The sequence below is a fragment of the Undibacterium sp. Ji42W genome (assembly GCF_049340405.1).
Classification (GTDB): domain Bacteria; phylum Pseudomonadota; class Gammaproteobacteria; order Burkholderiales; family Burkholderiaceae_D; genus Undibacterium.
The window spans coordinates 12,265-29,502 of the sequence record NZ_JBMPOV010000009.1 but is presented as its reverse complement, the minus strand read 5'-3'; the positions used below and the strand labels follow the sequence as shown (position 1 = coordinate 29,502).

Annotated in this window: 23 protein-coding genes; 8 read left to right on the top strand and 15 right to left on the bottom strand. The window is 46.5% G+C overall.

Going from position 1 to position 17,238, the window contains the following annotated elements; translation table 11 throughout:
- Positions 1 to 99 precede the first annotated feature (99 nt).
- Together ACO0LG_RS19595 and ACO0LG_RS19590 are read left to right on the top strand one after the other, a co-directional pair.
- Complete coding sequence (locus tag ACO0LG_RS19595) at positions 100 to 534, top strand: DUF2177 family protein (RefSeq protein WP_423029241.1); 435 nt, start codon at positions 100 to 102, stop codon at positions 532 to 534.
- A 78-nt stretch (positions 535 to 612) separates the two neighbouring features.
- Positions 613 to 1,149, top strand: coding sequence for a DUF2177 family protein (locus ACO0LG_RS19590; RefSeq protein ID WP_423029240.1), 537 nt, complete (start codon positions 613 to 615; stop codon positions 1,147 to 1,149).
- A gap of 35 nt (positions 1,150 to 1,184) precedes the next feature.
- Here the strand turns inward: ACO0LG_RS19590 and ACO0LG_RS19585 are convergent, their stop codons facing one another.
- From ACO0LG_RS19585 to ACO0LG_RS19570, 4 genes are all read right to left on the bottom strand, one after another.
- Positions 1,185 to 1,691 carry a TPM domain-containing protein gene (locus ACO0LG_RS19585; RefSeq protein ID WP_423029239.1) on the bottom strand — a complete coding sequence of 169 codons (507 nt, stop codon included), beginning with the start codon at positions 1,689 to 1,691 and terminating at the stop codon, positions 1,185 to 1,187.
- Position 1,692: 1 nt separating this feature from the next.
- Positions 1,693 to 2,550, bottom strand: a complete 858-nt coding sequence (locus tag ACO0LG_RS19580) for a TPM domain-containing protein (protein WP_423029238.1) — start codon at positions 2,548 to 2,550, stop codon at positions 1,693 to 1,695.
- A complete protein-coding gene (locus ACO0LG_RS19575) occupies positions 2,547 to 3,173 on the bottom strand; it encodes a LemA family protein (protein ID WP_423029237.1) in 627 nt (208 codons plus the stop codon). Before ACO0LG_RS19575 ends, ACO0LG_RS19580 begins: the two co-directional genes overlap by 4 nt.
- A gap of 300 nt (positions 3,174 to 3,473) precedes the next feature.
- The gene (locus ACO0LG_RS19570) at positions 3,474 to 3,932 is read right to left on the bottom strand and encodes a PA2169 family four-helix-bundle protein (RefSeq protein WP_422953616.1); all 459 of its coding nucleotides are present in this window, start codon (positions 3,930 to 3,932) and stop codon (positions 3,474 to 3,476) included.
- Positions 3,933 to 4,501: 569 nt separating this feature from the next.
- Between ACO0LG_RS19570 and ACO0LG_RS19565 the strand changes: the two genes are divergently transcribed.
- The 4 genes from ACO0LG_RS19565 to ACO0LG_RS19550 all read left to right on the top strand — a co-directional run bounded on the left by ACO0LG_RS19565 (position 4,502) and on the right by ACO0LG_RS19550 (position 6,568).
- The gene (locus ACO0LG_RS19565; protein ID WP_423029236.1) at positions 4,502 to 4,717 is read left to right on the top strand and encodes a hypothetical protein; all 216 of its coding nucleotides are present in this window, start codon (positions 4,502 to 4,504) and stop codon (positions 4,715 to 4,717) included.
- Between the two features lie 91 nt (positions 4,718 to 4,808).
- Positions 4,809 to 5,012 (top strand): hypothetical protein, encoded by a 204-nt coding sequence (locus ACO0LG_RS19560; RefSeq protein WP_423029235.1) that lies wholly within the window; start codon positions 4,809 to 4,811, stop codon positions 5,010 to 5,012.
- A gap of 84 nt (positions 5,013 to 5,096) precedes the next feature.
- Positions 5,097 to 5,489 (top strand): hypothetical protein, encoded by a 393-nt coding sequence (locus tag ACO0LG_RS19555; RefSeq protein WP_423029234.1) that lies wholly within the window; start codon positions 5,097 to 5,099, stop codon positions 5,487 to 5,489.
- A gap of 446 nt (positions 5,490 to 5,935) precedes the next feature.
- Positions 5,936 to 6,568 (top strand): response regulator, encoded by a 633-nt coding sequence (locus tag ACO0LG_RS19550; RefSeq protein WP_423029233.1) that lies wholly within the window; start codon positions 5,936 to 5,938, stop codon positions 6,566 to 6,568.
- Positions 6,569 to 6,755: 187 nt separating this feature from the next.
- Here the strand turns inward: ACO0LG_RS19550 and ACO0LG_RS19545 are convergent, their stop codons facing one another.
- Entirely contained in the window at positions 6,756 to 7,136 is a 381-nt protein-coding gene (locus ACO0LG_RS19545; RefSeq protein ID WP_423029232.1) for a response regulator, read from the bottom strand.
- Positions 7,137 to 7,477: 341 nt separating this feature from the next.
- Here ACO0LG_RS19545 and ACO0LG_RS19540 point away from each other — a divergent pair, with 341 nt between their 5' ends.
- Positions 7,478 to 8,842, top strand: a complete 1,365-nt coding sequence (locus ACO0LG_RS19540; RefSeq protein ID WP_423029231.1) for a CHASE3 domain-containing protein — start codon at positions 7,478 to 7,480, stop codon at positions 8,840 to 8,842.
- Between the two features lie 134 nt (positions 8,843 to 8,976).
- Here ACO0LG_RS19540 and ACO0LG_RS19535 read toward each other — a convergent pair whose 3' ends face one another.
- Complete coding sequence (locus ACO0LG_RS19535) at positions 8,977 to 9,699, bottom strand: Crp/Fnr family transcriptional regulator (protein ID WP_423029497.1); 723 nt, start codon at positions 9,697 to 9,699, stop codon at positions 8,977 to 8,979.
- A gap of 576 nt (positions 9,700 to 10,275) precedes the next feature.
- Between ACO0LG_RS19535 and ACO0LG_RS19530 the strand changes: the two genes are divergently transcribed.
- Positions 10,276 to 10,740 carry a glycine zipper 2TM domain-containing protein gene (locus ACO0LG_RS19530; RefSeq protein WP_423029230.1) on the top strand — a complete coding sequence of 155 codons (465 nt, stop codon included), beginning with the start codon at positions 10,276 to 10,278 and terminating at the stop codon, positions 10,738 to 10,740.
- Positions 10,741 to 10,926: 186 nt separating this feature from the next.
- Here ACO0LG_RS19530 and ACO0LG_RS19525 read toward each other — a convergent pair whose 3' ends face one another.
- The 9 genes from ACO0LG_RS19525 to ACO0LG_RS19485 all read right to left on the bottom strand — a co-directional run bounded on the left by ACO0LG_RS19525 (position 10,927) and on the right by ACO0LG_RS19485 (position 17,175).
- The gene (locus tag ACO0LG_RS19525; protein ID WP_423029229.1) at positions 10,927 to 11,073 is read right to left on the bottom strand and encodes a lmo0937 family membrane protein; all 147 of its coding nucleotides are present in this window, start codon (positions 11,071 to 11,073) and stop codon (positions 10,927 to 10,929) included.
- Between the two features lie 129 nt (positions 11,074 to 11,202).
- On the bottom strand, positions 11,203 to 12,453 hold the full coding sequence (locus tag ACO0LG_RS19520) for an AI-2E family transporter (RefSeq protein WP_423029228.1): 1,251 nt from the start codon (positions 12,451 to 12,453) through the stop codon (positions 11,203 to 11,205).
- 212 nt (positions 12,454 to 12,665) lie between these two features.
- Positions 12,666 to 12,848, bottom strand: a complete 183-nt coding sequence (locus tag ACO0LG_RS19515) for a CsbD family protein (protein ID WP_423029227.1) — start codon at positions 12,846 to 12,848, stop codon at positions 12,666 to 12,668.
- A gap of 211 nt (positions 12,849 to 13,059) precedes the next feature.
- Positions 13,060 to 13,464: a hypothetical protein gene (locus ACO0LG_RS19510; RefSeq protein ID WP_423029226.1), complete on the bottom strand. Its 405-nt coding sequence runs from the start codon at positions 13,462 to 13,464 to the stop codon at positions 13,060 to 13,062.
- Entirely contained in the window at positions 13,461 to 13,829 is a 369-nt protein-coding gene (locus ACO0LG_RS19505) for a phage holin family protein (protein WP_423029225.1), read from the bottom strand. The genes ACO0LG_RS19510 and ACO0LG_RS19505 overlap by 4 nt, the downstream gene beginning before the upstream one ends.
- Before the next feature lie 108 nt (positions 13,830 to 13,937).
- Positions 13,938 to 14,351, bottom strand: a complete 414-nt coding sequence (locus ACO0LG_RS19500) for a DUF883 family protein (RefSeq protein WP_423029224.1) — start codon at positions 14,349 to 14,351, stop codon at positions 13,938 to 13,940.
- 119 nt (positions 14,352 to 14,470) lie between these two features.
- Complete coding sequence (locus ACO0LG_RS19495; RefSeq protein ID WP_423029223.1) at positions 14,471 to 14,785, bottom strand: BON domain-containing protein; 315 nt, start codon at positions 14,783 to 14,785, stop codon at positions 14,471 to 14,473.
- 197 nt (positions 14,786 to 14,982) lie between these two features.
- Positions 14,983 to 15,528 carry a hypothetical protein gene (locus ACO0LG_RS19490; RefSeq protein ID WP_423029222.1) on the bottom strand — a complete coding sequence of 182 codons (546 nt, stop codon included), beginning with the start codon at positions 15,526 to 15,528 and terminating at the stop codon, positions 14,983 to 14,985.
- A 519-nt stretch (positions 15,529 to 16,047) separates the two neighbouring features.
- Positions 16,048 to 17,175: a hypothetical protein gene (locus tag ACO0LG_RS19485; RefSeq protein WP_423029221.1), complete on the bottom strand. Its 1,128-nt coding sequence runs from the start codon at positions 17,173 to 17,175 to the stop codon at positions 16,048 to 16,050.
- Positions 17,176 to 17,238: the final 63 nt, after the last annotated feature.

Below are 17,238 nucleotides of genomic sequence, written 5' to 3'. Positions count from 1 at the left end.
ATTACATTATCTACCGCACAGAAGGAGACAGACACTTCGCTGATAATAGGCATCACTAACAAACGCCATCACATCCATCTCTTAAAAAAGGTCAAAGCCATGCTCATCCTGTCTACCGCCAAGTCGCCTGCTGCAAAGCAAATACTGATCGCTTACGGCATTGCCTTGCTGGCAGTGCTGGGCCTGGATGCGGTATGGCTGGGAGTGTTGATGACATCCACCTATAAGTCTTATCTGGGCGAGCTGATGCTGGCACAACCCAGGCTGATACCAGCGGCGCTGTTCTATTTATTGTATTCCTTTGGGCTGACAGTATTTGGAATTGTGCCTGCATTGCGTGCGCAAAGCTGGCAACAAGCCGGGCTCATGTGTGCCTTACTGGGTCTGGTTGCGTATGGAACGTATGACTTGAGCAATTTGGCGACGCTAACAGCCTGGTCACCAGTGTTAACGGCAATTGATATTTGTTGGGGTGCACTGCTGTCAGGTATCGCTGGTACGCTGGCATATGTTGCTGCCAGTCGCTTTGGCTGAACGGAATTTCTTACGTTGAAGCCATACTGTCAACAGCATGTGCCTAAAGTATAGAAATAGTCTCCCACATGCAGGATCATGGTACTCAATAGTGTCCATCTTCCCGCTCCACCCTCCATTACCCTGCGCCTGAAAATCAGTAGCTTTGATTGGCGCCCTCCTCACCTGAAAGATCGCGCCATGCTTACGCTGTCACTTGATACAACGCTGCCCCTACAACCGTACTTGATTGCCTATGGCAGTTCCCTGCTCAGCATGCTTGCGCTGGATGCAGCGTGGCTGACCATGGTGATGGGGCCCTTATATAAATCCCATTTGGGTGACATGATGCTGGCACAACCAAAGATTGCGCCTGCGGCAGTATTTTATTTGCTCTACGCGATGGGTGTGGTGGTATTTGCCGTGACACCTGCCTTGGGCCAGCAAAGCTGGACTTGTGCCTTGATGTTGAGTGGATTACTAGGCCTGATTGCCTATGCGACCTATGACCTGACCAATCTCTCTACACTCAAGGGCTGGTCGCTGACTTTATCGCTGATCGACATAGGATGGGGTACGTTGATGACGTCCATCGGCGGCACAGTGGCTTATTTTGTCGTCAACCGGACGTCTTGATTTTGTTGGCATCTGAATAGCAGCCTGCTTGTCTTCTATAACAAAATAGGTTTGTCCGGCAATTCGTTGATGTTCTCGCCGCTAGCGGGATAATGCGTGTTCAAGTGCATGCCAACAGCCTGTATGCCCTGGATAACGCCTTCTTCATAGCGGTCTTGTTTAAAGGCCGCCTCAATCTGGTGGCAGATCTGGTTCCATTCATCAATACCGGTTTTACGATAGATGCCGCGATCTGCGATGATTTCTACCTCGCGCTCAGCCAGCAAAACGTAGATCAGCACGCCGTTATTGTGTTCGGTATCCCATACGCCGACCTGGGAAAAAACCTCTATCGCACGTTCTCTGGTCGTTTGGTCTGCAAACACGGCGGCACAGTCAAGCGCACTCTCGATGACGAAACGGATTTCGCCCAGGTGGTTTGCTTCACACTGTTTGATGGCGCGCTCTATGGCGTCCAGGCTTGCAGGCGGAAAAGAGCGCTTTAACTGCGAATGCATACTCAGCATATGTTTTGCAATGCGCAGGAAGTTGAGTTTTCTCATATCACCACCGCCCCGATGCACCGCCACCACCAAAACTACCACCGCCACCGCTGAATCCTCCACCACTGCCACCAAAGCCACCTCGTCCTGATCCGCTATAATAGGCACCTATCCCACGCGCGCCCAGGACACCACTAAACAGACTGAATACCATGGCGACGATAGCAGCCACTATTGCCATGGAGACTGCGCCTATGATAAACCAGGCAATAACACCAACGACACCACCTGTGATGATGGCACCGGGCAACCTACCAAAGACGGCACGCAACACGCCGCCAACGACTAAAGCGAGGACAAATAATATGGGGGCATATTGCTGAAAGCCACCGCTATCAACTACACGGCCCGGGCTCTGCGCAGGCAAGGGTTCACCATCAATGACACGCATGATCTGATCTGTACCTGCCTTGATGCCGGCATAGTAGTCGCCTTGCTTGAAATAAGGCGTCATGGTCTCGGCAATGATACGTTTGGCTGTGGCGTCATTGAGGGCACCTTCAAGACCGTAGCCGACTTCTATACGCATAGTGCGGTCATTTTTTGCCACCAGCAGGATGACGCCATCATCCACCTTTTTTCGTCCCAGTTTCCATTGTTCTGCCACGCGCAAGGCATATTGTTCTATGCTTTCTGGTGCGGTGGTTGGCACGATCAATACTGCAAGCTGGCTGCCTTTTTTAGTTTCGAAAGCTCGCAGGCTTTGTTCCAGAGTGGCTTTTTGTTCAGCGCTGAGCGTCGCGCTTAGATCCGTGACACGGGTCTGGATGGGTGGGACGGCAATTTCTGCAGCGGCATCAAAGCTCAGCAGCAGCACGCATGCAGAAATAACATATCCGGCTTTTTGCAGGATGCTCATTTTGCGACGCCTGTGTTGGCAGTATTGGCTGCAGGGGCAGCAAAGTCGACGGTCGGCGGCTTGGCGATTTCTTTTTCATTCTCGACTGCGAAGTTGGGTTTGACCTTGTAGCCAAACATCATGGCTGTCAGGTTCGATGGGAAGGAGCGCACCATCACATTGTATTCTTGCACTGATTTGATATACCGGTTGCGGGCTACGGCAATACGGTTTTCTGTGCCTTCCAACTGGGCTTGCAGGTCGCGAAAATTAGCGTCGGACTTGAGCTGGGGATAATTCTCAGTAACCACCAGTAATCTGGACAAGGCCCCCGACAATTCGCCCTGTGCTGACTGGAACTTGGCAAAAGCTTCCGGATTATTCAATATTTCAGGCGTAGCCTGTATGCTGCCAACTTTGGCACGGGCATTGGTCACGCCCAGCAATACATCTTTTTCCTGTGCAGCAAAGCCTTTGACGGTATTCACCAGATTAGGAACCAGATCGGCACGGCGCTGGTATTGGTTCAAGACTTCAGACCAGCTAGACTTGACTTGTTCGTCGCCACTCTGGAACCCATTGTAGCCACAACCTGACAGTACCAACATAGCCATCATCGACAATAACAAACCTAATTTGCGCATTTTACTTTCTCCGTGATTGCAAACGCGCCATCAAGCGCGTGAGATGATTCTTTAACTGGTGATTGTCATAGTGGCAGCTCACGCCGATGACTTCGGTACGTTGGCGCACAGTGCACTTCATGCACGATGTAAGTTAGATGCAGACTAGGGCAAATTGCCTCTCAAGCATTGAGGCACAACAAGGTTTGATGAACCAGGATGATCAAAAACAAAAACCCGCAAGGCTTGCACCCGGCGGGTTTTGAGAGGGTGAGCAATGCAAAGCCGGCTTAGTAGCCTTGCACGGCATTATCAATTAACTCAGGCATGTGTCCTGACTTGATTGCGCAGGGTTTTGATCAGATCATGGTTGCGCAGCACGCCCTGATACTGGCGTTCTACCACCAGGCGTACATGGGTAGGCAGGTCTTTTTCCAGGGCTTTGCGGTAGGCTTTTACGGCCACGTCTTCACCGCGTTCGCATTCGTTGAGCACCGTTTCATCGTCCTTGCCAGTGACGGCAGTACGAATATTGGTCCAGGCACGGTGCAAGGCACCAGATACGCTGCTGCTAGTTTCTGGATCGCCACCCTGATTGCGTACCAGCTCTTGCAGTTCAGATGCTGCCAGGGCACATTCGCGGCCGCGTTCAGCCAGCATGGCTTTGAGTTGTGGATGACGGCCACTCGCATCTTCAGCGCAAACTTTAAATCCTTCTTCACCATCTTTGCTGGTTTCAATCAGATCGTTCAAAGTTGAAATGATGTCGTCGTTGTCCATGATGTTTCCTTTATTGGTTATGAATGAGAACGGCACAAATACTGTCCTTGCTTGCCTGCCATATAAACTACGGTATGCAGGCTGGGCAGCTTGCCGATAAGTCTGCCTGTGACTGTGATTGCGTAAGTAACAGGGTTCTTGTCCCAGGGAAGTATCCCTTTCGACATGGACACATGGTAAAAGCCTTGCTTATTTTTAAGTATCGGACACTGGCTTATAAGCATGTAGGAACTGGCGATGTCGGCAGACGAGCGACGGCAAGACATTGATCCTGCCAATATTTCGCATGTATTTAGCGCATGTATTTCGCTTGCGTTACCTATGATTGTCGACTCAATCATTGACTTGGCACCCAGCAATAATTTGCGGGGTCTTGGCTATGGAGAGAGGCTGATTTACTTCATCTATTCCTACAAATGCAGGCGTTGGCGTCCTATACGGTGCTGACAGAGCCGATGCTAGTATGCACTGCATGTCGGTAGCACATGAAATCCATCTGCTGGCGCATTAAGCTTTAACGCAGTCTTACCACTGATGTCAGGATTCACCCATTTTCTGGAGAAATCGCAATGAATACATGTTTAGTCAAAGGCGGGGCATTTTTTATCAACGGCGCACTACGTCTGAGCATGGGACATCTGCTTGGTAAGCAGCAGTTATGCGTAAGTGGATATCAAATGCTGACCAATGCCAGATGCCAGCTTGCCATCAGCGATGCGCAAAAAGTCATCAGGCAATGTATCAAACGCCAGCAAAGTAGCCTTACAGCGGTTTCACGGTCCTAACGCCAGACAGGTCTGAATAGGTTGGCCTTACGGCCCTAAGCACCCATGATTTTTAATAAATGAAGTAACTACAATTAACCTGGAGAAATATATGATTGCCACCAAACATTTGTTCCTTGTTGCCGGTATCGCCAGTTGGGCTTTGATGACAGCCTTCGGTAAAAAACGCTATCACGAAAAACATGCGGCCAAGAAGCTGCACAAAATCGAATTAAGTACCTGGGAAGGTGAAGGCGGCAATCTGCCGCCAAGAGTAAGCCGTCCTGCTAGCGATAGCGCTGCCGCCCCCCAATAATTGACCTGTACAATTACCTGAACAATACGTCGGGCATCTGTTAATGACAGTGCACCAGTTTTGATCAAATAAAAAGGAAGAATCATGCCTAATAACCCGAACAATACTACAGCCTCTGTCGGCCAGGCAGCGGCAGAAAAAACAACGGAAAACATCAATCATACGACCATCCCTTTTCCGACTAGCGATAAGCCACCACAACTGGTTGAGCAAATTCAGGAAAAAACTGCCGAAGTGGTGAAACCAGTCGTTGAAAAGCTGGCGGTATTAAAAGACCAGGCAAGTACTAAATTAAGCTCAGGCGCGAGCCAGGCAGTATCAAAATTGAGTGATCATAGTGAAAAACTATATACCTCCCAGGCCAAGCTGCTGGATACTTGTCGTATTCAGGTCAGAAAAAAACCGATGACTGTTCTGGGCTTGACAGTGGCAACGGTCGTGGCACTTGGATACCTGTTCCGCCGTCAGACGCGCTAGCTCGCTGCTAGTACCAAGACTGGGCCGCGCAAGCACTCAAAACGACTGTTAGTTGACTGTTTTAAGCTGCAAAACTCAATAAGGAACAGCAGGAATATTTTATCTTGCTGTTTTTTATTATGGATTGTAAATGTGCATTTCCCTGTCGGCTTTGTCAAAAATTGCTTGCACAAAGCAATACTGCCCATACTTTGAAGATAGGTTTTATAGGGGTGAGGCAGGGATTTTGCCAGGCATTTAATACGCTCACTTACCCTTAATCGGTGCAAGTGTTATGCTATCAGCATAAATAAAGGCAAATAGTGTTCAATAAGTGTGCAATATACTTGATGCCAAAAGTACGATAGTCATATGAGACTGTGCGCGTTCTTGTTTGACCATCTGTATCTTGCTGTATTGAAACAAGTAGATGTAATTTTGTGTGTACACACATTTGAAGGAATAGAATGATACGTATTGCTGTCTGTGATGACCATCAAATTGTGCGGGCCGGCTTCAAGCAAATATTTGCAGGAGTCAGTGATTTCGAGGTGGTAGCTGAAGCGACGACTGGTCGCGAAGCGCTTGAAATTGCCAGAAAAGAGGCTTGCGACGTGATGCTGCTGGATATCAGCATGCCCGATCAAAGTGGCATTGACACCTTGCGCACGATCAAGCAAGGCCAGCCAGAGCTCCCTATTCTGATTTTAAGTGGTTACCCGGCACAACAATACGCGGTGAATCTCTTGAAAATGGGTGCCAATGGCTATTTGAATAAAGAATGCGATGCAGATGAGCTGATCAAGGCCATCAGGACAGTATCCACCGGGCGCCGCTATGTGAGTGCAGACGTGGGTGAGATCCTGGCGCAGGGTTTTGATCATGACGCAGAAACTGCCTTGCACACAGAACTGTCTGACCGTGAATTCCAGGTATTTTTAAGACTGGCTAAAGGCGAGTCGGTCTCTGACATCGCAGTGACCTTGTCACTTAGCGTAAAAACCATCAGCACTTATCGTACCCGCGTCATGGAGAAAATGAATTTGCAATCCAATTGTGATCTGACTTATTACGCGATGAAAAATAATTTACTGGAATGAACGCCACTGGAAGAGACGGCAAAGCCGTATCGCCACTTGTCTGGAATGTGTGCTGGAAAGAAAATCTGCCGGGATACTGCAGTGCTTACGCTGTTGGAAGTGACCTGGAGCTGATGGAAGTGACCTGGAGCTGATTTTGCGTTGACGGAGTAAGCAGTTAGCGCTGGAGATAAAATTGTTGCGCAAGTTAATGGACAAGTGCCTGGATATAGCCGACCAGACTGTCCATTTCACGGGATTTATCAAAAAAACCTTCGGCTCCCAGCGACATGGTGCGTGTTTTTAAAGCATTGCTGGGATTACTGGTAAATACCAGGCGCGAACCATATTGACGGCCATCATTTTTAAGACCTGACAATACTGCCAGCCCACTTCCTTCACGCAAGCCTATATCTACAATGGCGACATCCCACTCGATAGAGCGCAACTGGAATAAAGCCTCTTTTTCACTATCAGCGAAACCGATGACCTCTATATTTCCAGTCTGCTGCAGTACCTCGATGAGCACTGAACGAATTCGTTGTGCATCTTCAATTAAGAATACTTTTAATTTTTTATTGTCGCTCATTTTGTTCCAAACTCTGACGAACTGAAATTTACCGTAATAAAACTATAATGTCGCTTTACAGAGCCTCTATTCGGATTATTTTAAGGTTACCAAAGTTGATTGGCAATAATCTTTCGCGGAATCGTTTGTAGGAGTAAGCCTACGTTCGAAACTCTTCGGGGCTAGACAAGACTTCTCACGATATATGACACATAATTTATCAGTTCAGGCATGTTTTCATCGACTGCATCTGAAAAAATCACTGCCTTGAATGAAAATCATAGCTGTAAATGCCCTATGACCGGTTTTAATCTTTTTCAGCAAAAACATAATGCTTTGACGCGCTATTTGAGGAAATTTTCATGAAAAAATCTGCATCAACTTCAATACCGCTTTATATCACGGTGTTATTTGTGACCTGTCTCGTCATTTTAATTGGCAATGCCTATTCTGCTTATCAGAATATGGAAAAGCTCAAGCTCAACAATGACTGGGTAGAACATAACTGGAGCGTCAAGGACAAACTAAAGAATATCAATCTGCTCATCATGGATTCTGAGAGCAGTCTCCGTGGCTATTACATGTCCGGTAATGAAGTCTACCTGCGCCCTTGGGACATCGCCAAGAGCAAGCTGGAGAATGACTTCAAGGAACTGGAAAGATTGTTGCAAAATAATCCTGCGCAGATCAAGAACCTGGCTGAACTGCGCAAACTATATAACAGTAAAGCCAGTTTTTTTGAACATGGCATTTCAGCTTATAAAGAGTTTGGCCTGACAGGCATCGTCGAGCTTTCCAAAGCTGGCGAAGGACGGGAAGTCATGGATGAGATCAGGCTACTCGATATCATCATGGAAAAGGAAGAAAACGAAGTACTGGCAGCCAGGCGCCAAAATTTTTACAAGGAATATAAAGACGCCCTGTTTTTTGGTACGGCAACCAATAGCATTGCCATACTGGTGCTGATCCTGTTCTATCGCCTGATCTACCGTAGTTTCTACAAACAGCGTGGCATAGAAAACGCATTGAAGGTTGCTAACGATAATCTGGAAAGCACGGTATTGAAACGGACTGAGCAATTGTCGGTTTTGTCGCATCATTTGCTCAATGTCTCGGAAAAAGAAAAAGCCAAACTGGCGCGTGAACTGCATGATGAGATGGGGTCGAACCTCACAGCGATCAGCATGGACATTTCAGTTGTCACGGAAAAACTGAAAGAAAAAGAACCTGAGCTGGCCAAGCAATTGCAAAGAACCAAACGGGCACTGCTGGACACGGTAGATTTGAAGCGCCGTATCATAGAAGACTTGCGCCCGAGTATGCTGGACAATCTCGGCTTGTCTGCCTCCATACAGCACTATTGTGAAGAAGCCACTGCAATTGCTGGCTTGTCTTATGTCACCGATATCACGGAGGATTTTGATACGATAGATCCGGCCTGGTCAATTGCCTTGTTCCGCATTACCCAGGAGTCACTCAATAACGTCATCAAATATGCGCAGGCCACCGAGGTCAAGATCAGCCTGAAGCGTACTGACAAGGGCCTGTGGCTGCAAGTACTTGACGATGGCATAGGCATACCAAAAGACGCCATTACCAAGCCGAAATCGCATGGCATATTGGGTATGCGTGAACGCGCCTTGCTATTGGGTGGTACTTTTTCTGTCAAGCCAGGCGTATTAAACCGCGGCACGGCTGTCGAGGCTTTTATTCCCTTCCAGTCATAAAGAAAGACCCCGTTGTTTTAACAACGGGGTCTGATAGTGCAGCTTGAAATAAAGGTTGAGTGCTATTTCAGTTTTTCAATTCATGGTCTGTACCATATTTTCACCACGCCTTATAAGGCAAATAAAACGATATATTAACGTGTCATGCCGATGGACAAGATTTGTTCAAACTCTTGCCTGGAAACGCGATAGCATTCACCGGCGTGTGCTTCGAGCCCTTCGCGGTCAAGCATTGTGATGTTGCCGCGTTTGTATTGGATCAGTCCCTCACTTTGCAATTTGCCCGCTGCTTCCGTCACGCTCTCGCGACGTACACCCAGCATATTGGCTATCATTTCCTGGGTTACTTTGATTTCATTGGTATACAAACGATCGAACCTGTCGAGTAACCAGCGAGACAACTGCTGATCGATGGAATAGTGGCGACCACACACAGAATTTTGAGCCATTTGGGCAAACAGTGCTTGCGTATAACGCATCAATATTTGCTGCAACTTGCCACCACGGGCATTAGCTTCTTTCAGTACTGACGCTTTCAGCTTGTAGGCGTCACCTGCACATTGCACCATGGCTGTACCCATCGCACGCTCCCCCATCAAAACGGAGATGCCGAGCAAACCTTCATGGCCAGTTACACCAATTTCAGTGACATCGCCATCCGCCAGCACATATAACGAAGCGACTACGGCTGTCGTCGGGAAGTATACATGCGACAGCTTTGCACCATATTCATACAGCTCTTTATCAAAAGGCAGGTGTACCAGCTCCAGATGCGGCATCAAAAATGCCAGCTCATCTTCAGGCAAGGCAGCCAGAATATCATTTTGTATAGGTTCATCCAGCAGATCCAAAGGCATGGATACTACAGGTGTGTAGTCTACTGAATATCTACGATGGAGCGTCCCGCCAGAAGACAGCGATGGATGTGCAGTCATTGAAATATGTGTCTGAGTGCTGTTCATTTTTTCGCCTCTTATCAAAAATATTGAATGTCGTGCCGTGTTTGCAATTTAACAAAGTACACGATGATTTTTTCTTTCTAGACATCACTGCTTTTTAAGCACTTTTTGATGTCTGTCGAACTGATTACACTTTATGTTTTTCCTGCCCAGGAGAACATCAGATAGTCTGGCAGTGGTTTGTACGCTGAACGCGCTGCAACATGTAGGAAAAACCCTACACGCAATCCTGAATGCAGATCAAAAAAGACGAAGAGGAAAAGAAAAAATGAGTTAAAAAAATCGGGGTTTTCATAGGAGAAATCATTATTTTTCAGGTTTTTTTTAAACTTATTTTTTCACTGTCCTACAACAGGTTTTTATGTAGGACATTTTTTTGAGCTGCCATCGCTAATAAACAAGGTGCGCTATCGCACGGTGATATTTGAAATCAATGTCTATCATTCTCTTCGTCACCAACAACGGAGAATGATCATGAATATGTACAAGCAAACTGCCGTCGCTGTCACGATTGCTGCTTCTGCGCTGCTGAGCGCCTGTGGTAGCAGCTCGCCATCCATGACAACCGGCTATCCAGCTACACAAGTGTCTTACAATACTTATGGAGTCATTGAATCCATCGAAGTAGTGCAGGTTTCAAATGAAAGTAAGGGCCCGGGTGCTGGTGCTGTAGTGGGCGGCATAGTTGGTGGCATTTTGGGTAACCAGGTAGGTGGCGGCTTGGGTAATGCGGCAGCTACTGCAGCAGGCGTAGTCGGCGGTGCGATCGTCGGGAACAATATAGAAAAAAACAACCGTAGTCAGCAAGTGCGCGAAGCCTACCAAATTAGTGTGCGCCTGGACAATGGTGTGTATCAAACGATCCTGCAAGATAATATTGTAGATCTGCGCGTTGGTAATCGCGTCTATGTCAAAGACAACCATGTGTTCCGTGGCTAAACTGAAAAAATCTGGTCAATAAATTAGCCCAAGATTAGCAAGATAAATATTTGAAGAACAAAATAAAAAGTCATGCTCTGTACAGAGCATGACTTTTTATTTAACTACTCCAGCAATAGTGATAGCAACAAAAAGCCAGCTCAGCAAAAATGCCTGGTCTGGCTTTTTTTTACAATACGATTTCAGCTAAAGCTTGCGTCCAGAAATAACACGTACCAATACCATGACGATCGCAACAATCAATAATATATGAATGAAACCGCCTATGGTATAGGAGCTGACCAGACCCAATACCCACAAGATGAGTAGTATCACAGCGATGGTATATAACATGGGAATCCTTTTCTTTAGACGTTAATTAAAAATGCAAAAATAGACACAAAAACTACCGATAGCACTCAACTCCCTATTCAATTGTCGGATTCATGTTGGCGGTATTTTGCTCAATGATTACTCAACCCGCTATTCACTCAGTAATTCAGCAACGGCTTGCATGCCGTCTACATGCTCAGAAACGACTTTGATGATGACAATAATGGGTACGCCCAGCAACAAACCCCAGGCACCCCATAACCAGCCCCAGAACAGGAGTGAAATAAAGACTGCAGCGGCATTCATCTGGGTAATTCGCCCTGTCATCCAGGTCGTGACCAAAGTGCCTACAAGAGTTGCAATCGCGATTGAGACACCAGCCACGATCAAGGCCATTGATAAGGTGCCAAACTGTACATAGGCAACCAGAAAGGCGGCCAGCGCCATGAGCAGTGAGCCAAAATAAGGAATGATATGCAGCAAACCACTAGTCACTGCCCAGGCACCGGCATTTTCCAGGCCAATCAGATGAAAAGCGATCCAGGTCAGCAGGGCCAGCATGCCATTGGTAATCAGCAGCATGAACATGTATTGCTGTACTGAGGTATTGATTTTGCTGAGTATCTGTACGGTGATCCGTTTTTGCGTCAACGAGGGACCCGTGATCTTGACCAGCTTGCGTTTGAATTTGTCGCCAGAGAGCAGTAAGAAGAAAATGAGAAATATCATCATGGTGGCCTGCCCCAGCAAATCCATGATGCCCAGTGATCCAGCCAGCAATAGCTCTCGTAGCCGGACAACCGGGGCTTCATTCACTACAGCTTTTTTTACGTTGGACGCAGCGCCAGCCGTTGCCTGGGTGGTTGCTTTCTCTATCTCTGTGGCAGCAGTCTGCATTTTCTGCATCAGGCTATTTTGCCCATATTGCAGTTTACTCATTTCATTAGAGAATTTTCGGGTTGCTACCGGCAATTGATCGAGGATTGCATCAAATTCGGTGTGCAAAGAGCTAATGTGCATGGCAACCATGGACACCATACTGATCATCACCAGAGTTGCGGCAATCACGCGTGGGATGCGAAAACGTTGCAATGCATCGACTAGTGGGGTGAGGGTATATGCAATAAAGATGCCAAAGGTCAGCGGTATGAAAAAACGTTGTGCTTCGCGTAAAGCAAAGACAAAAGCGACTATGGCCAATGTCGTCAGCGCAACGCCGCGCGCATCAACATGGACTCTTGGAAATAATTGGGGTTGGGTTTCGGCAGGTGTGGCAATTGCCGGGTCCTCAAGCACAGCATCGTTCTCGGCAGGAGATGGGGCTGAGATTGAATCTGGAGTGGCTGCGACATTTGGCTTGCTATCATTCGCAATGCGATCATCTGATATTGGTATGTCCATCGCTTGAGCCCGCCTGTTTTAATTATTTTTAATTTTATTTACATTATTTTGTAAGCGCTTGTCATAAACGCTTGTCGTAAGCGTTTAAATATTGACCTGGTCTTGATTTCTAAAACTAAAAAACAGCAATCGCGAACTCTTTCAATGAATAAGAAATTTCCGGACTTTTGCATCAACAAAGTTGCTGCAAAAGTCCGGGAAGTGTCATGCGCTTAGTGCTTTTGGCTATCTTTGAGTGCTTCTTTCAAATTACCAAAACCTTTTTGCACGCTACCTTCTACTTGCTTTGCAGCGCCTTTGACTTGCTGCTCTTTACTACCGACCAGTTTGCCTGCTTCTTCCTGGACTTTACCTGCTACTTTTTTTGCTTCGCCTTTGATTTGATCAGAATTCATGTTGAAACTCCTGTTTAAAAGATTGTTTGCATAAAAAGTTTATTACTTCAATCGCTCTGGACATGCATAGTAAATTGCGAATCTGTCACAGCACAGTATTGAAGTAGACTCAGTGTATGTGAGAGTAAAAATTACTTCGGTGCGCTAGCGAACGCAGGAATAAAAAAACTCCACAATCTGAAAAAAATTCTGATTGTGGAGCGCAAGGCAATCACGTCTGGCTGTCGCGTGATTGCGTGGAAGAGAATATTTGCAACAAATAAGGAAGTAAATCTGGCAGCATCTGACTAAATATATGCCTGACTTCTTTGCTGGCAATCACAGTCGTGAGCATAGTCACTCCGGTTTCAAAGCCTGCCTTGATTATTTTTCTTGGGCCTATCACGAACAATAGCACTGTACCCGCGAGTACCCAGCCTGGATGGGCAAGGATCAGTTGCATGACATGACTCTGCGGAAAACCATCTGCCTTACTCCGTTTATTGCCTGGGTGATGATCAACTGCATCATCTTCTGTCTCTGATGCAAATTGGCTACGCATTTTTTTACGGCTGTTACGCAAACGCTCTAACACTGCCTGCTTTTCTTTTTCTAAATCTGGCAATGAAGTACTCATAACAAGTCCTTGAGCATCTTCATGTCATCTTGCATCTCTTGCTTTAATGTCGCGAACATTGGAGGTGCAGGACTATGTTTGTTAGCCTTCCAAAAAGTCACGAGGGCCAAGAGAATATAAAAACCAGCTACGCACCAGGCGGCAATGATACGGTAGTCACTTTCCCAGTAAGTCACGATGATGGCAAATCCGAGAAATATTCCAGCCATTAAAATGAACAACATACTTGCCACCAGATTTATCAGGCGGGTTGCGACATCGTGACGCTGTATGTCAATTTCGATACGCAGCAATTCAAGGTAATCGACGATGCGGTCAAGGCCAATGACGGCTAGTTGCCTGGCTTTATCGATGGTTTCAAACACAGCATTCTCCAAAGAGATAGGTTTTCAATGGGTTAAAAAACAAAGTGCCGACGCTTGCGCCGGCACTAGCATGCTTGCAATTAATGATGCGGCATGCGCTAGGCCATCCTATTTCTTTGCCAGCAGGTAACCGATCAATATCCCTGCACCAGCGACAGCGGCCACAGAACGTAATGGCCGCTCTTTGACATAAGTGCCTACGCTATCGACACTGTCATTGAATTGGGCGCGGACGTCAGATGTCGCATCCAGCGCGGCTTCTTTAGTGCTGGCAATTTTTTCCAGCAATGCTGTTTTTGCAGCGTTTAAATCAACATCAGAAAGTGATGGGAGGCGTGCAATCAGCTCATCCAGATCTGCTTTCAAATTCAGCATTTCATCATGCGCGGCAGAGCTGATTTGCTTGCCCGCTGCTTTGGTAACGCCAAGGACGTTGCCGACCGAGCTGCCAACATGGGTGGCTAAATTATTGGCCGCATCAAGTGCGGTATTTGTTTTGGTGGCGATTGTATTAGTTTGCATAAACTACTCCTGAGAAACGTACTGCAAAATTAGCTGAGTCTTTGAACTCCTGGCATATTCCTGGCATATGATTCCAGCGTGAGTAAATTCTGGAGAATCTACTCACGCCACAAGCGTGCTTATTTGACGCGGATATCGTTTTTGACGGATTTCACGCCTTTAACTTCACTCGTTACACTCACAGCTTTGCTGGAAGAAGCTGGATCAGCGACAAAGCCGCTCAATTGAACGATGCCTTTGTAAGTCTCAACATTGATTTCACTTGCTTTCAACGTTGGTTCATTCACGATAGCGGCTTTTACCTTGGTCGTGATGAGCGTGTCATCAATATATTCGCCAGTGCTTTCTTGCTTGGATGTTGAAGCGCAGCCGACCATGAAAACCATCATACTAGCCAGAAAAATGCCCATGATTTTTTTTACGAAGTTATTCATTTTTATACTCCTTGAGTGGGTTATTAACTATTAATACTGTAAATACTGCATTGTTACTTCTATTTATATTTCAACAACTGCTTGAGAATCTACTGCAAAAAGGCACAACAAAACAAAGGTACAACAAAGGCTGGCCTTGTCGGTGTTAGCAGCCATGCGCCAGCCCGTGAGTCGATCGGATAGCACTGAATACACTATTATTTATACTGTTTTTTTGCTGCTGCAACGCATTGGTCTTTAGCAGCGCCAGACATTGCATCACATTTTTCAACTGCTACTTTGTAGTTGGCATCATTAGCTGTAACGACGGCGTCTACTTTGGCATCAAAAATTTTCTTGCCTGCTTTAGCATCGGCAATTGCTATTTTTTGTGCAGCTTTAGCTTCTTTTTTGCACACATCTTTATCATTGCCGGATTTGTCATCGCATTTTTCTTCAGCCAGTGCATACTCTGCATCTGCCACGTCTTTCGCTGCTTTTACGTGGTTTTTTGGTGTATTTTCGTAGTTAACCAGGGCCTCTGCCTTGGCACGGGTGCGCACTACCTTGGCTTCTTCAACACAAATATCTTTTGCATTGTCTTTCAATGCATCACATTTGGCTTTGGCTACTTTGTAGTCTGCTTCAGCGCGTTCTTCAGTAGCTTTGAAGTTTGCTTTTGCTTCGCTGGTTGCTGCAAAACTCATGGAACTTGCAGTGATACCAGCAACAGAGATCATCAGGACAGAGAATAATTTTTTCATGATATTTCCTTTTAAAGTTAGAATTTGGCGCATTCAATGACATCATTCATATTGTCGGATGCCACTTAGTCACAACTTATTTAATTAAAATACAATGCTTACAGCAAAGACCATTTGAGATTGATGGCTGGTTTCATCGTGCAGTTCTCATGCAAAACTGCGCCTGGGGTTCTTGAAATTTTGCGGCTCATTCCACACAAAGCTATTACACAAATTCACCAATCTTCTTTTCTGACTCACCTCGCCTGATCGTTCGTCTGATCAGTGAATTGCAAGGTCAGTTCATGGATTGCATCGTAGCATCGCCCTTGGTGAGCAGATATAGGACGCGGGACTGTGGGTTTGTAGGACAAGAAGAAATTGACAACAAAACAGGCTGAGAATGAGCATGGATTTAGCAGCGCTTGTTTTGAAAAAACAGCGCCATCATCCTTAAAAATCAATGACTTAAAAAGATCGCATGCATTTTTATGCGGCAACATTACAACATTACCTCAAAGTAACACTGTGTAGGAGCAGTCAGTCTTTTGCGTTTAAAAGCAGGCTTGGTGCCCGTTCAAAATAAGAGATGGCTGCGTCGTGGAATACATACAGCACTTGGTCCGGCGCAAAATCTTCAAATACAATTTTCTTCAAACGGGCGCGCTCTGCTTCCGGAAGCAAATTAATGCTGTTCATGGACAGGTGCCAGACTTCACCATAGTATTCAGAAAAAAAACCAGCAATTCCGTGCCCAAAAGAATCTGAGATCAGGAGCAATCTTGGCCCCTGCTTTTTAAGGCGGCTGAAGCGGGACACATCACCCAGTGCGGCCGCTACTCCCTTCCATTCAGGGAAACAGGCTACACCTTCACAAGCATGTATACCTGCCAGCGCGTAATCGACATCCCTGGTGGGTACATTCAATGTCACACCGGGTAAGAACTGCTGTATGTCAGAGGGTACATCGTGCATTTTACCTGTGAGACTAGTTAATCTGGGATGCTTGAAGTAGGTCTCAGACAACCACTGTGCCACTGGTTGCGGTCCCATTCCTGTCCAGTGAAAGGTGTTCTTTGGATAGACCTCACCCCTTGCCTTGAGTGCGTGCATTTCAGGCAAAGGATATATCACCCTGCCTGCCAGTGCTGGTTCCTCATTGAGGCGGGCAATCACGCCAGGCAATGTAGGGGTATACAACTGGCATTGACGCTGTACCCAGTCAGGCATTTTTTCTGCATACACTACCGGCTTTGTAGGTACCATCAGCAGATAGCTATCTGCCTTTAGCTGCAAGGCTGTCTGCATGAAGCGAGATGCAGTTTCCACCATGCCTGCCCGGTCTTGCACACTCACATTTTTCCCGCACAGAAAATGCACCATACTCAAGGGCGCATTGGCGGCATGTGAGTTAAAAAAGATAAACCCATCTTTACCTGCAGTCAGTTGCACTGCATTGACGTCACCCAGCAAGTGATATCGCAGACTGTTATTCCATGCAACCAGATTATTCCTGAGACCAAAATGGTCGTTCAGATAGGCGTCGGCTAAGGCTGGGAATTTCAACACATCTGCCATATTCGCAGGCAATACCGGTGCGCTTGCCAGGACGCGATTTTCCGTGTTGCTGCCCTGCCATTTGCCGCTCAGGTGAATGAGGACTGGCATTATCAACAAGCCAAAGAAAACAAAGATAAAGATTATCCTGCTATAAAAACTTTTTTTATAGCC

What these genes read in the sequence shown, in the direction of transcription:
- ACO0LG_RS19540 (WP_423029231.1), top strand. Translation starts at nt 7,478, where the DNA reads ATGAAAAAATCTGCATCAACTTCAATACCGCTTTATATCACGGTGTTA.
- ACO0LG_RS19570 (WP_422953616.1), bottom strand. Translation starts at nt 3,932, where the DNA reads ATGGACAACGACGACATCATTTCAACTTTGAACGATCTGATTGAAACC.
- ACO0LG_RS19485 (WP_423029221.1), bottom strand. Translation starts at nt 17,175, where the DNA reads ATGCCAGTCCTCATTCACCTGAGCGGCAAATGGCAGGGCAGCAACACG.
- ACO0LG_RS19555 (WP_423029234.1), top strand. Translation starts at nt 5,097, where the DNA reads ATGCCTAATAACCCGAACAATACTACAGCCTCTGTCGGCCAGGCAGCG.
- ACO0LG_RS19575 (WP_423029237.1), bottom strand. Translation starts at nt 3,173, where the DNA reads ATGCGCAAATTAGGTTTGTTATTGTCGATGATGGCTATGTTGGTACTG.
- ACO0LG_RS19525 (WP_423029229.1), bottom strand. Translation starts at nt 11,073, where the DNA reads ATGTTATATACCATCGCTGTGATACTACTCATCTTGTGGGTATTGGGT.
- ACO0LG_RS19560 (WP_423029235.1), top strand. Translation starts at nt 4,809, where the DNA reads ATGATTGCCACCAAACATTTGTTCCTTGTTGCCGGTATCGCCAGTTGG.
- ACO0LG_RS19530 (WP_423029230.1), top strand. Translation starts at nt 10,276, where the DNA reads ATGAATATGTACAAGCAAACTGCCGTCGCTGTCACGATTGCTGCTTCT.
- ACO0LG_RS19585 (WP_423029239.1), bottom strand. Translation starts at nt 1,691, where the DNA reads ATGAGAAAACTCAACTTCCTGCGCATTGCAAAACATATGCTGAGTATG.
- ACO0LG_RS19510 (WP_423029226.1), bottom strand. Translation starts at nt 13,464, where the DNA reads ATGAGTACTTCATTGCCAGATTTAGAAAAAGAAAAGCAGGCAGTGTTA.
- ACO0LG_RS19545 (WP_423029232.1), bottom strand. Translation starts at nt 7,136, where the DNA reads ATGAGCGACAATAAAAAATTAAAAGTATTCTTAATTGAAGATGCACAA.
- ACO0LG_RS19590 (WP_423029240.1), top strand. Translation starts at nt 613, where the DNA reads ATGGTACTCAATAGTGTCCATCTTCCCGCTCCACCCTCCATTACCCTG.
- ACO0LG_RS19535 (WP_423029497.1), bottom strand. Translation starts at nt 9,699, where the DNA reads ATGCCTTTGGATCTGCTGGATGAACCTATACAAAATGATATTCTGGCT.
- ACO0LG_RS19520 (WP_423029228.1), bottom strand. Translation starts at nt 12,453, where the DNA reads ATGGACATACCAATATCAGATGATCGCATTGCGAATGATAGCAAGCCA.
- ACO0LG_RS19595 (WP_423029241.1), top strand. Translation starts at nt 100, where the DNA reads ATGCTCATCCTGTCTACCGCCAAGTCGCCTGCTGCAAAGCAAATACTG.
- ACO0LG_RS19495 (WP_423029223.1), bottom strand. Translation starts at nt 14,785, where the DNA reads ATGAATAACTTCGTAAAAAAAATCATGGGCATTTTTCTGGCTAGTATG.
- ACO0LG_RS19565 (WP_423029236.1), top strand. Translation starts at nt 4,502, where the DNA reads ATGAATACATGTTTAGTCAAAGGCGGGGCATTTTTTATCAACGGCGCA.
- ACO0LG_RS19515 (WP_423029227.1), bottom strand. Translation starts at nt 12,848, where the DNA reads ATGAATTCTGATCAAATCAAAGGCGAAGCAAAAAAAGTAGCAGGTAAA.
- ACO0LG_RS19490 (WP_423029222.1), bottom strand. Translation starts at nt 15,528, where the DNA reads ATGAAAAAATTATTCTCTGTCCTGATGATCTCTGTTGCTGGTATCACT.
- ACO0LG_RS19580 (WP_423029238.1), bottom strand. Translation starts at nt 2,550, where the DNA reads ATGAGCATCCTGCAAAAAGCCGGATATGTTATTTCTGCATGCGTGCTG.
- ACO0LG_RS19500 (WP_423029224.1), bottom strand. Translation starts at nt 14,351, where the DNA reads ATGCAAACTAATACAATCGCCACCAAAACAAATACCGCACTTGATGCG.
- ACO0LG_RS19550 (WP_423029233.1), top strand. Translation starts at nt 5,936, where the DNA reads ATGATACGTATTGCTGTCTGTGATGACCATCAAATTGTGCGGGCCGGC.